The sequence below is a fragment of the Spirosoma liriopis genome (genome assembly GCF_023196085.1).
GTDB lineage: Bacteria > Bacteroidota > Bacteroidia > Cytophagales > Spirosomataceae > Spirosoma > Spirosoma oryzicola.
In genome coordinates, this window is record NZ_JALPRF010000012.1 from 57081 (window position 1) to 70026 (window position 12946).

Sequence of the window (12946 nt, forward strand, 5' to 3'; positions counted from 1 at the left end):
TAACTAGGAACAGGAAGGAGTGTATTAATTACCGGTAAAGGAAATGTAGTAGCCGACACTGCAACTGGGACGGGGATTTGTTATCAAATCAAAGTGTAGACTGGGCTTCACTTGGTCATCAGAGGTCTTGGACAACCGGGACGTTTGTGCTATATTTATCTCGTTCCTGAACCGGTATTTATCTCAGGTAATTCGCTATGCCCCCTGCCTCTCTATCGTACGTGCTGCTACTTGTTATGCTGATTTCCAGTAGCTTCGTACCCCATCCTTCCGACTGTCGCCAGATCCGCATCACTCCTTACACGACCCGAAAAGGTGAAGTTGATCCATTTAACCTGACCCAGCTTGTCAAAAAGCATTTTCAGCAACAGGGATTTAGACTATCCAGCGAACACCAGGATTCAACTGATACCAACTGCACTTACTACCGGTGTACACTGTCACATACAGAAAACTACTGGAAGTTTAAACGGGATACCGTTTGCCTGACTATCACAGATAGCGAGGGAAAACGAGTCGGTTATTATTGCGGGGTCAGTGGCGTAACAGCAATGACTTTTCGGTCTGGCTATACTACCGCGACAAGAGAAGCCCTGGCCAGCATAAAACAAACGCCTTTCTACCGGTAAGACCATGAAACCATTTCTATCCTGGTAGCCATGCTCACGAATCAGAAACGCTACGAACTTCTGGAGGCCCTGCCGGTTTACGGACCGATGTACATTCCGGTTACCCGGAACAAGTCGGGATCTCAGGATTTCTATAGTCAGGGATTTGTCGTCCGGTTTTTCAAATCGGATGGCAGTACGTGGGTTGCCAACTTCAAACCAGGAATGACGCCGTATAACGCGGTCTTCGATTTTCCAGACACAGACATTATAATCGTGATTGCTGGTGGTTCTGGCTACACTATGAACAGAGATCACATTACGCCGATTGATACCTTCGGTTACGGGATCAGGATGGCTGTTCGAGCCGACAGTCAGCAGGTAGCCGCAGCCGATTATACAGACATAAAGGTGATTAATGCCAAAGGACAGGTATGGGTATCCAGACAGATTTCCTGGGATGGCATTCAGGATTTACGTGTAGAGGGAGAAATCGTTTCCGGTAAAAATTATGATCCGATGGGGGAGGAATGGGTTGATTTTACGTTAAACCTGACGACCCGGCAAGTTAAAGGTGGCAGTTACGCCAGATATGATCTGTAAGCAGTCCATGAAATTTAACCTGTTAGCTGCGTTGCTCTGGGCTACGCTATTGAGCTGTCAGGACCTGGTTGTTCAGGAGCATATTGTCGGCAGGTACTATCTGATAGCGACCGATTCAGAAGAGGAGCAAACGTTGGGTTATGCGCTCGGTAACGGATCGTTCATCGGTCTGGTCCCCGGTTATGTGTTCGCAGTCGCTTACAACAAAAAATACATTGTCGTCAAACAGCGGCCCAGCTACGATGACAAAGGAATAGTCAACTATTACACGATAGAGTGCCAGTACGTAGACGCTAGTCACATGAAAGCGGTCAATAGTCCTCCTTCTACCGAAACGGTGTTTAACAGCAATAAGGCCCACTTAGAGGCATTTGGCAGGCTTAAATTTCAGGACTTCTCGAATTGAAATCATTAATGCCCTTTTATGAGTTAGCCGAGTCGTAGAAGAATGTTCGCATAGCTGTTGTACGAATTATATCAATTTGACCAGCTATTCCAGTTCCAACCTGTTGTGATTAACAAACGTCATCTCGGTCTCTATTCTTGGGTTCAATACAGTCGTAGTAAGTGTCTTTGCCGGTGTAATTTTTATCTGGCTATGTAAGTGAGTAGACCAAAGCGTAACTGGGTAAACACGTACAGATTGTTAGTGACGGTAGCAGTTCATAAGTGCTTGATGATTTTTCGCCACATTGCTCCAGCTACAAACTACGTTTCCGGGGCGTCAGCTCTTCTTTTTATCCTATAAACTGGGTCTATCAAAATATTTTGGGAAACATCTATTTTTTTTCTTTACTATTTTATGGTCTTTATAATCTATTGAAAATCAAAGGTCTTAATGGTTCTTATACGTACAGATTGTTAGTGAGCTACGTACAGATTGTTAGTGAGCTACGTACAGATTGTTAGTAACAACGCGATCTAAACACGTACAGATTATTAGTGAACGCTGTAGAAGTACGTGCAAATTGTTAGCGAAGTACGTACAACACTTTTTTCTGAATGCTGTAATTTGGTAGCTTTAAGCACTAAATGTGGATAATTATGAATAAAAAGGCTCCCGAAAACCAGCTATCGCTACTAACCTACTTTGAAGGTAGTCAGGTTCTATTCCAGGGTAATGATCTTACCAGTGCACAGTATGAAATGAGTGAAGTGCAAAAAAATATCTTTTACATGGTGCAGTCCCAGCTGGGCGCGGATGATGCCCCAGACAAGCAGTATACGCTACGTGTACGGGATATCATGGGCCTGAAGGGAAATACCAATATGTATACCAGTCTTAGGGAGGCCACCAAAACCATGATGCAGAAAATTCTCACCATTAAGCTCAAAGATGGTTATCTGCAAGTTGCTCCTTTTTCGTCTGTGCTTTATAACACGAAGGAAGGTACACTCTCTATTCGTATTGATCCTTCATTAAGACCGTATCTGTTTAATCTTAAAACCCGTTTTACCACTTTTGGGCATACAGAAGCATTAACCCTGTCAGGAAAGTATACCAAGCGTATTTACGAAATGCTTTCTCAGTGGAAGCATATGAAACTCATGAAGATTACGGTGCGTGAGTTAAAGACTCGTCTGGCGCTTTACGACCCTGAGACCGATCAGGAACAGTATCCGAGTTGGGACGGGTTTCGTAGACGGGTGTTGTTGCAGGCAATCGAGGAGATTAATGAAAAAACAGACCTGCACGTAAAAATGTATCCCGAGCGGGAAGGGCGTAAAGTAGCCATTCTCAAGTGGACCATCGCCATTACAAGAACCCATGCTATATCACCTACTCCCTCCGACTTACAGATCCGGCTGACAACAGAATTTGGGCTACGTCCTGATCAGGCCGAGCGCATAACCGAGCAATACGACGTACCATTTATTTACAAGAAACTCTACGAGATTCGGCTAAGTAATAACAAGGAAACCATTGCCAATATTGGTGCCTACACGGCTACGGTATTTAACGTGAAGTAATTGCTAAATATGAGAGGGTATATGCTTTTACCTTTAAAGTAAATATCTATACCTAACTTCCTTCACCGATTTTCCTCCGCTCTTTTGATTTACTTTTTGATCTTTTTTTACCCTAAATGCAGGTTGTGGGCAGGTGATCAAATTTTGAAAAAGTTATCAATATTTTTGTTTTGATTGATTTGTATTGATTAGGGACCTGCAACTGATTGAAAGTCAAATTGCTACAAAGAGAAAACCGACTTTTGGAGTAAAACAAACCGACTTTTAGAGTAAACAATACCGACTTTCAGAGTGAAATATAGAGGCACAAAACCGACTTCTGGAATAAAGTAAACCGACTTTTGGAGTAAAATTTTAGTTCTTCAAACCGACTTATATGCTTCGAGGTCGGTATCGACAGTAAGAGACTAGATATACTCACTTCCTATCTATCCTACTTAGGCAATATACTCATACCCTATTGCGAATAAGTATATATTACTTAATAAATTAGTGACTTTTACTTAATTTTCAGTCACTACGTTTTATCGCAAATTTTAACAGGGTCTATTTCTTATAACGAGCTGACTGTTAAGGTAAACTGACTAAACGGTAAGCGGTCGATTTGATACCAATCAATTTCTTCATAACGAAATCCTGCATTCTATGGATGAACAATCTGAACAGTTGCACATCGCTTTTAAGATCTGTACCAACAATTATCAGCCTAATGCCATCACTGAGAGCAGACAGGAATTCACTGAAATTGAGAAGAGGATCGTTGTAATGGCAATCAATCAGTTGCGTCACATAGCAGAAGCATGGAGGCCGGGGCGGAATGTTACTGTACTAATCCCGTATAATGAACTGACCAACAATCAACATAATAAAATATCGTCAGCGGCTAAAACCTTAAGCGGCAAACGCATCATTCCTCAAAATTTCTCAAAAGCGAACAGACGCGAATTCGATTATATAACTCCATTCCCCCGCATACGCACTAAAAAGATTAACGGTAAGCGGTATCTGGAACTAGTCATGTTTGCCGACGTGATCCCTGCCTTTATTGAATTGGGAAAACGCTACACCAGCTATAGCATAAAGCTCATGCTGTCGCTGTCGTCGATCTACGCCCAGCGTATGTATGAGATCATCATGATGTTCTACGGGCGAGGACAGAAAGTGTTTTCCTACGAAGTAAACAAACTGCGTGCGGCCCTGAACTACCCCGCCGAACATGATTACTACGACTTCAAACGCAAAGCCCTGACCGTTGCCCAATCGGAACTGGCGCGCAAGGTTGGCTTACACGTTGCTTTCACGCCTTCCCTCAAGAGTGGAAAAGCCGTCATCGAACTACGATTTGAGGTAGTGTCTGATAACGACCTGATCAATACCGACGTAGAAACCGATCTGCGCACCGCCCAGTCCATGCAGCCCCACGAAGTCATGGCTATTGCCCGTAATCTCATCCATGCCTATACATTCACCAGGCAGCAGCAGAACCTGGTCTTGGAAGATATGAACCTGATGAACATCTTTATCCGGCTGCACACCGAATTCCATCACGGCAAGCGCGTGGCTAAGAACCCTACTGCCTACATGGCTCAGGCCCTTGGCTTCGGCAAAGCAAAAGCAAACACGGAACCGGCTGAGAAAGCGGCACCAGGCCGAAAAGGGCAACCCAGGACAGTAAAGAATCTGCTGACCGATGCGATTGATAAGCTTAAGTAACAACAAAAGGACCCTTTTGCACAGTCGATAGGCGCTGGTTTGCCAATCTCTTTCGTAACACCAGTCATACGCCATCAAAAATGGAACCCAAGTTCATGTTGATTGGCACAGGAAATCAGGTAGCTGAATGAATAGTATTAGAAGTAAATTGTCTTACAGTTGTAAGAAAGAAGATAAATTTTGTCTTACAACTTGTATTACTTTACATAACATAGGTTATACAACAGATGGGCGTAACTTTTATGTCATATGATCTTTTCCCAAATTGGTTTGCTTATTGCTGCTCTAAAGTGGCTGATTGGGCTAGTTAGTCTAAGCTTTGCTTTACTCTTAGTCGGCTTAATCTGTCTGATTATGTCAAGCGAGCCAGTAGCGTCTACTGAGCCTCAAATTATAGATTACCCTATCCAAACAGTGAAGTCTGTTGCGGTTCTAACGCCTGCCTTGAAAAAAGGTAAATTGCTCTTTGCTACCAATTGCGAGACATGTCATGAAATATCAGTTGCTCGAGTTGTCGGGCCTGGCTTGTTAGGGTAGCTGAGCGGGTACCTGATCGAGCTTGGCTCATAAAATGGATCAAAAACCCCTCGGCGGTGCTTAAATCAGGTGATGTTTACGCGAACCATATGGTTAAAGCATTTGCTCCTGTTTTAATGCCTGGTTTTCCTACCCTGACCGAAAAAGAAGTTAAAGACCTGATCGACTATATAGCCAGCTACAAAAGCGAGGAAACAGATTTTGTTCGATAGTTATTATTACAACGATAGGTTAACATATTGCCACTTATACAACAGCAATGAAGCGAGTTTTACAATTTTATGTAGGACTGGTAATACTAGTCGGAGTAGTAATTGTAATCGGCTTGTTACAGCCAACTACCTACAAGCACAGAGTCATAAAACCTAAAGGATGTCCTAACGCTTCAATTACAGAAATTGAATACAGTAATCCGTTTTATCGAGGTTTTGCGTATGCCTATGGTATCCATACTAAACCGTCCCTGCCCGATACGAATTGCATTATCAGCGAACGGATGGCTGGTATAGATGCGATCTTAGAGTTATGGGTTGTCTGCGATGGCGACAAGGTAACTTTCTATCCAGCCACCGGAAGTTTTACCTTTCACACAAAGGAGAATCCTAATATCAGCTTTGGAGAGGTAGAGCCTTGGGAGTTTAATGAGAAAGTGAGCTCCAGAAAGGATGCTATTCAGGTTATAGCCGAATAGTGACTAACTAGATTTTTCTGTTAATAACCCCTGTGGTCAGAATGCTACTTTTCCTTATAAAATCGAATAATACAATGGCACTTATATAACAGATAAGAACGATGCGAAATAGAAAGGTATCAGCTTTATATGTCCTTATGCTAATTGGAACTAGCCATTTCAGTAAAGCACAGACAACCCCTGTCTATGAAAGGTATGCCAGTACCTGGGCTAGTGGCGAAGATCATAAGTTCGACAATAAACAACTAGCTACAAATAATCTCCCAACGGTTTTAAAAGCTAAAAAAGGAAAGATTGAAATACTGATTCCTCAAACTAACGCGTTTGTCGAGCGTGAAAACGGAAACGCTTACATTAAGCTCTATTTAGTTAACAGCACAACGAAAGAGCTATCCCTTCCTAGGCAAGATGCCACCGTTGGAGGAATAACCAGTGAAGTATATGTGGACGGTAAATGGAAGCTACTTCAAGCAAATATAGACGCTTCCTGTGGCAACAGCTATTGGACTATGTCCCTTAAGTCTAATCATTACATTTACCTTGAGATAGAGAATCCAATACGGCATGGCTCTCAGCAGGTTCCTTATCGAGTACGCTTCAAAACAGCTACTCACGATGTGGTTTCAAACTCAATCAATATTACAATAACCCCTGAATTATTAGCTTTAGCTGGGACGAAAATACCGTCAATTTCAGACTAGCCTAAATTGTAAAATTCTGATAGCCTACAATTCAAGTTATAGTTGTAGATAAAGGTTTATTTATTAATATAAAAATAGTGGCTGTTGCAAAAGTCGGTGCTGATCAGAATCTCCCGTTTCAAGGGCTACATGTGAGCGTAAAAGTCGCCCAATTAAGGCTTATGCATCCAGTTGAATCAGCACCCTTCAGACTTTCGCAACAGCCACGCCACTTATACAACAGATTTCTTTGGCTTTCCAACTATGATAAAGCCTTTTGAATCGTATAAGGGATAATTTAATAAATGATGAAAACCCTACTACTTTTGGTCTCATTAACGTCTTTGCTAGCATTAGTAAACTCCTGTGAAAGCAAAGAAGACCCGGCCATTAAGCTGGGATGTGATTGTCAAGGGGAACCGCTTAAGGTAGTAGATCACGCCTTAGCTATCCATAACAAAACTCTGATTACTATTCTAGATCCTGAACACCTCCAACAGGGCTGGCAGCTCTACACAGCAATCTACTGTAATCCTGACTTTATTCAGGGCAAAGTCAACGAGGTTGATACAGTTGAGGTGAGTGGTAAGCTGCGGGGCCCTTGTGGCTATGGCGACTGGAATTACCATTCACGTCTTGAAGTCACTGAAATTAGACGAAAGTAATTTGGCTTATTGGGACAGATGCTCCTGTTTCTAAGATATATTCATTAACATAAACGCAGTGGCTGTTGCAAAAGTCGATACAGACCTGAATCGCCCTTGTCAGTCCCCTGTTTTCGAAGCAAAATAGGGTCGAATATGGCTCAACTAGTAAGACTGACCAAAGACCAATAGACTTTTGCAATAGCCACCGCACTTATATAACAGCAATTCCAACCCTTATTGGTTAAAAAGCGTCGTGGTTAAAAGACAACGTCGTTTATGAAACGCTTCTACTTCCTACTGCTATTTTGTATACCTATCTCACTTTTTAGTTGTGAGAAAGATACTCCTGCTGATTGTGCTGAGGGAGGAAAGTTTGTTAAACGAGTGGATGATGCAATTGGCAGTGTTTACTATGACTCTATACAAACTAAGTATATAATTAGAGTTCCGAATAGCATGGATTCCCATGATGTAGGCTATCTCTGCGCGCCGGATGCAAAGTATCAGCAAAATGGACTACAGGTTTGCTTCAGTGGTCGGTACTATGAGTACTACAAAGAGTTGCCAATGTATTTAGTCGGCGACCGTAATTATTCTTTATCAATAGAGACTATTTCACTGCGCTAGTTTCAGATTATTCTATGATGCACCTTGATACATATTGTATCCACCTTATAAAATTATTCCCTTTACACAATCTTAGTTATACACCCCCCTAAAATAAGTGCAAATAAATCTAGTAATACTGTAAATTTCGATTGTGTTTTTTTAAGAATAGCATATGGAATTTAAAATGGAGTTTGGAAGAACTACCCATAAAAGTATTAAAGAGTTTGAAGAAAAAATAAACTTTAAACTTCCTACCGACTATGAATCATTCTTACTTGTTTATAACGGGGGAATACCTTTAAAAAATAGATTTCTAATAAACAGGCTACAAGGCTTCGACTCCATTGATCTTTTTTTTGGATTATCTCTCGACAAGGATTTTCTTAATCTTAACTATCAGCTAGATTATTACGAAGATAGATTTCCACCAGGAATTATTCCTATCGGGGAGGATCCTGGAGGAAACTATATTTGCCTAGATGCGAATCAAAGGGAAAATTATGGTAGAATTTATTTCTATGATCATGAAGTAGAAAATGAAGATGCACAAGGAAATCCAACTCGGAACAACTTGTTCTTAGTTGCAATTAATTTTGGTGAATTCCTAAAAAGTCTTCAATAGCTTATAAATTGTACTAATCTTAGCTATGTCGTATAACTAACTTTATATTATGTGATTTTTAAGGTGATGGCAGAGATAGACAAATCTTCTCTTATAAATAAAATGAAATTTAGAGTAAACTATCAGTTATCAAGAGGCTTATTTATTTCAGCTTTGTTGTTTTCTGTATGCTTATTTTCTCCTTATTTTAATAGAGATGCTTATCCTGGAAATCCTTTCCAATCAACAATTGGTCTGTGTATGTTTTTCGGATGGTTCCCTCTACTGCTTTTGGCCTTATCGTTCTTTTCAACGAGACAGTATGCTATCAACAATGATCAGCTAACAACACATTATATGTTTGGTTTATTTCCACGCTCGTACGATTTAAGCCAATTAAACGGAATTGAAATTATAGATAAGAATATGCCAAACAGGATAGGAAATCTTTTTGTTGTGGTAACTTTTAGCTCGAGATTTTATCGACTCAGGTGGATCAAAATTCACTTCGATAACAAAATATTAAAAATTAATGGAAATACTATACACTCCAGTGACTATTCATCCTTCCTCAAAAGGTTGAAACATATTCAGAACTAATTCTACACTATGTTAAGAGTACTTGATAAAAAGGCATATGAGCATCTTTGTACACATGTTAACAATTCGTATTTTGTTATATAAGTGGCGTGGCTGTTGCAAAACTCGTCTTGAAAATTTAAACTTCAATCTATCTGTGTTGCAATAGACTTAGTAATGATACATTAGCGGAGCTAAATGCGACAAAGTCACATGGATGTTAACACAATACTTGGATACTTTCAAAAAGACAAGACTATCTCTGACGAAGTAATTGATTCAATTCAAAATAACAGTGTCTTACGAATTGACCTCGTAAATTACTTTAGAGAACATAACTATAGAGAATTTGCTATAGCTCTTTTGAATGCCTTTGTCGTCATCCGCCAAAAACCAAATGGTGAAATGCCTACTGAAGATTTAATGCTTGCCTGTTATCTAGTGGGACTCCATCAACAAGTTGAAGATAGTTTAACCATATGGGAAACAAAGAATACAGACTTTGATACCTACTGTGGGTTGGACATTCAATTAGTGCCATTTGCAGGTGTTATTCAGACGCTTGAGTTTCTAAAAAATCAACAGAATAAGGAGTCTAAAAAAGCCTTTGACTATGTGCAAAAATGCTATCAAAATGGCGATTTTAATAGCATAGACGAGTATTACTCAGATAAAATGATGCCTTGGTTTGTATCAGCTTAACCCTGCTAGATCCTCGGGATACCGACTCAAACTTTTGCAACACCCACGGCACTTATACAACAGTTCCAACTACTCAAGAGACATTCCCCAAATAATACTGACCTCTGGTTTAAGAGTAAGAAGAAAGTCGTTTAAAGAAGTGTCTGGATGAAAAGTTGCTTTAAGATGCTCACCGTTGGGACCCTTCAAAACTTCGATACTGTCAATATTGTGTAGATTGAGAGTGATTTTTGCCTTTTGACCACGTACTAACGTTAAATCAATATCCCCATAAGATGGCGAAAATGTACAGTATAACAGTTCGTCAGCATACTGCTTTTGAAAAGTAACAGTGTTGTAAAACCAAGGTATCTCTGCATCTAATACCTCAGGTTCTACCTCGAAAAAACTTATTAACTCATAGTCATCAGGAAATACTTTAGTGGCCATTCTCATTTGTAAATTTCAAGGAATTTAGATAATGAATAGTTTAGTCAATATTTGACTTTAATCTCTTTACATAAGTGTAATTATATATTATAACTTAGAAATGTGTAAATTATTTAAAAAGTTTTACGTGTCCAGAAATAGAACTATTTTTATGGCATATCCAAGAAATAAAAACACGAATGATATACAAAATTGGTCTCTCTGTTTCAGGCGATAATTTCTTTCCTGAAAGTGTTGTTAATGAGATGGTTGGCAATTTTATCCTAAAGTCATCTAACAGACCCAATGATAAATTTGAGAACAGAGACGGTACTTATAATTTTGGTAACGCGTTGTTTTGGTATGTAAAAAACTTTGCCACTCAAAACTATGTCGCGAGATATGAAAAGTATTTTGTTGATTTTCTAGAGGAAAATCATTCATTATTTATTAAAAAAGGAGCTGAAGATTTCTCATTTTTTTTAGAAATATATTTTGATGGTGGACAATGCAATTTTGAGATTCTCAGCAAAGATTTATTAAGCAGAATAGCAAACTTAAAGGTATCTATTTCTATTAGTGTATATGTCTTGAGTGAAGAATATATTCAAAATTGGTCTAACGAAATAGACGTTGATTGGAGTACGGATTAGAAAAATACGAATTTCTGCGTTATTGTAGTCCAGCATTATTCCTACATTTATTTTATAATTATTCTTATGTTAAGAAAATAAACTCATAAAAGAGTATTACTAACCTCTCGAGAATTCTTTGTTTAATCTAAAAGTGATGTAGTGAAAAGGAGACTACCAGTAAGTGCACTAAATAGATGGCAAATAAAAGCGGCTCCAAAAACGTACCTAGGCTCAAACCAATCTTTTTGCTGACTAAGTATGACGATTAAACAACTAACTATTGCTAGTCCTAAAGAGAGAAGGCTACCAAATAATGAAAAGGCCATAAATCGATTTACGAATATGAGTAGTAAGCCATCCTCTTTAATCATGTCCTGAATAGTTTCCATCGAGCCAAGAAAAAAGAATCTTGCAAAAAAGCAGTTAAATAGGCTACTCAAAATAATAATTATCATGTATACAGGATTAAAAAGAATCTCTGTAGATCTCCATCTAGACTTTAGATTCTGGCCCATGTAATTGTTATATAAGTGCTGTTATGTTAATCTGAGAACCTGGTTTTGGGAAAATCTTTAGGAATAACCGTCCATCCTGCTTCAGGAGCCTTTTCAACATTTGTAGGCACTGAGTGTGTCCAATCTATTTCGCTCACGTCCGGTTTGTTACAGTTAACTCGTATTAAAAATCTTTGGTTAATGAAGTCTTTCGGGTACAAATTAAAGCTAATAAATTCACTGAAACTTCGAGGATTAACAGTCCAAGTACCGTTGAAGGATTGATTTAAAAAGGTGTACCTATAGTTGACCTCTCTTCTGCTGACAGTAGTACTGTAAGCAATTGTATATCGTGGGCATTCCTCAATTAAGCTTTCCTTTTTGTATTCTTGGATTAAATAAGCCCCTATTATCAGAACAATCAATGCAATACCAATTAGTATGGGTCTAACTGATACAAGCAGGAATTTTAATCGGCTCTGCATATTTCAACTACTATCTAGATTCGCTCTACAAGTGAGGTTAAGGTAACTTAGAAGCCATGCTCATGGACACTCTACTCATAGGCCAATCTACTAATATTTTACTAACCTAATACTGACCTTTTGCCTTCCCTTTCCAACGGACAATCTAGCCTGTCTTAAGGGCTTGTACAGGGTGTTTGATCTTGGAAAAGTTTCTTAACATAAGAACTCTTATACAACTTGACAGAGAAAAGTACAATGTTATTTAAACCTCGCTAGCTAAATTACCCCTGCTCGGCCTCTGTTACAAAGGCAGTATCACAGCTTCGGAATCCTGCTTTATTCATCTCTTCTAATTAGGAATCATAACCCTGCTCGCTGGATATACTCTCCGGAGGCCGGCTCTGCGTCTTTGTGCATCATTTCTTCAGTGATCCTTGCTTTTTACCACTCATCAGACCACCCAACCGCTCCGGTAGTTTGCTATGCATAGTACCATCTATAGCCTATACCTTTGACTCATCAATCGGGAATAATCCGACAGAAAACGAAAACTAGAACCCAAACCCTACATACCATGAAAACCCTCCTCAACTCCCTGATCTTAGCCTGCACGCTGACCCTGGTTACTGTTTCGGCTTCCCTGGCTAAAACCAACCCCGATAAACGCCCTGCATCAGTTGCTACCTACAAAACCGGTATCTACACCAGTACTGCCGGTAAGCTCCACATCAACCTGGATAAAGAAACAACAGGTGCAGTCGATATAAAGCTCAAAAACATAAACGGTAAGGTCTTGTATACCCAGCACCTGACCAGGAAAGAAAAGACAGCCCGGCTGAGTCTGGATATGGATCAGCTGCCCGACGGAGCTTATCAGCTGGAGATTTCCAACGGGGTAGACACCACCACGCAGACGGTCACGCTGGGCAGCCAGCAGCCCAGTACGCCAAACCGGCTGGTGGTCCTCAACTAATCTGGAAAAATAGCCAAACGAACCGGGT

At 39.9% G+C, this 12946-nt stretch carries 13 protein-coding genes; 12 read left to right on the forward strand and 1 reads right to left on the reverse strand.

From position 1 onward, the window contains the following. Positions 1 to 197 precede the first annotated feature (197 nt). From M0L20_RS28630 to M0L20_RS28675, 10 genes are all read left to right on the forward strand, one after another. Positions 198 to 629 carry a hypothetical protein gene (locus tag M0L20_RS28630; RefSeq protein ID WP_248480643.1) on the forward strand — a complete coding sequence of 144 codons (432 nt, stop codon included), beginning with the start codon at positions 198 to 200 and terminating at the stop codon, positions 627 to 629. 30 nt (positions 630 to 659) lie between these two features. Further along, positions 660 to 1211 (forward strand): hypothetical protein, encoded by a 552-nt coding sequence (locus tag M0L20_RS28635; RefSeq protein ID WP_248480645.1) that lies wholly within the window; start codon positions 660 to 662, stop codon positions 1209 to 1211. 7 nt (positions 1212 to 1218) lie between these two features. Then, a complete protein-coding gene (locus tag M0L20_RS28640) occupies positions 1219 to 1617 on the forward strand; it encodes a hypothetical protein (protein WP_248480647.1) in 399 nt (132 codons plus the stop codon). A gap of 638 nt (positions 1618 to 2255) precedes the next feature. Next, complete coding sequence (locus tag M0L20_RS28645; protein ID WP_232564150.1) at positions 2256 to 3182, forward strand: replication initiation protein; 927 nt, start codon at positions 2256 to 2258, stop codon at positions 3180 to 3182. A gap of 645 nt (positions 3183 to 3827) precedes the next feature. Beyond that, positions 3828 to 4895: a replication initiation protein gene (locus M0L20_RS28650; protein ID WP_248480649.1), complete on the forward strand. Its 1068-nt coding sequence runs from the start codon at positions 3828 to 3830 to the stop codon at positions 4893 to 4895. 796 nt (positions 4896 to 5691) lie between these two features. Further along, complete coding sequence (locus M0L20_RS28655) at positions 5692 to 6123, forward strand: hypothetical protein (RefSeq protein ID WP_248480651.1); 432 nt, start codon at positions 5692 to 5694, stop codon at positions 6121 to 6123. Positions 6124 to 6260: 137 nt separating this feature from the next. Continuing rightward, positions 6261 to 6824, forward strand: coding sequence for a hypothetical protein (locus M0L20_RS28660; protein ID WP_248480653.1), 564 nt, complete (start codon positions 6261 to 6263; stop codon positions 6822 to 6824). Positions 6825 to 7726: 902 nt separating this feature from the next. Next, positions 7727 to 8077: a hypothetical protein gene (locus M0L20_RS28665; protein ID WP_248480654.1), complete on the forward strand. Its 351-nt coding sequence runs from the start codon at positions 7727 to 7729 to the stop codon at positions 8075 to 8077. Between the two features lie 154 nt (positions 8078 to 8231). Next, positions 8232 to 8681, forward strand: a complete 450-nt coding sequence (locus tag M0L20_RS28670; RefSeq protein WP_248480655.1) for an SMI1/KNR4 family protein — start codon at positions 8232 to 8234, stop codon at positions 8679 to 8681. 771 nt (positions 8682 to 9452) lie between these two features. After that, a complete protein-coding gene (locus M0L20_RS28675) occupies positions 9453 to 9941 on the forward strand; it encodes a hypothetical protein (protein ID WP_248480656.1) in 489 nt (162 codons plus the stop codon). A gap of 69 nt (positions 9942 to 10010) precedes the next feature. On the opposite strand, the gene M0L20_RS28680 is transcribed toward M0L20_RS28675, so the two are convergent. Further along, positions 10011 to 10370 (reverse strand): hypothetical protein, encoded by a 360-nt coding sequence (locus M0L20_RS28680; RefSeq protein WP_248480657.1) that lies wholly within the window; start codon positions 10368 to 10370, stop codon positions 10011 to 10013. A gap of 179 nt (positions 10371 to 10549) precedes the next feature. Between M0L20_RS28680 and M0L20_RS28685 the strand changes: the two genes are divergently transcribed. Together M0L20_RS28685 and M0L20_RS28690 are read left to right on the forward strand one after the other, a co-directional pair. After that, positions 10550 to 11002, forward strand: coding sequence for a hypothetical protein (locus tag M0L20_RS28685; RefSeq protein WP_248480658.1), 453 nt, complete (start codon positions 10550 to 10552; stop codon positions 11000 to 11002). A 1517-nt stretch (positions 11003 to 12519) separates the two neighbouring features. Further along, positions 12520 to 12918, forward strand: coding sequence for a T9SS type A sorting domain-containing protein (locus tag M0L20_RS28690; protein WP_248480659.1), 399 nt, complete (start codon positions 12520 to 12522; stop codon positions 12916 to 12918). Positions 12919 to 12946 lie beyond the last annotated feature (28 nt).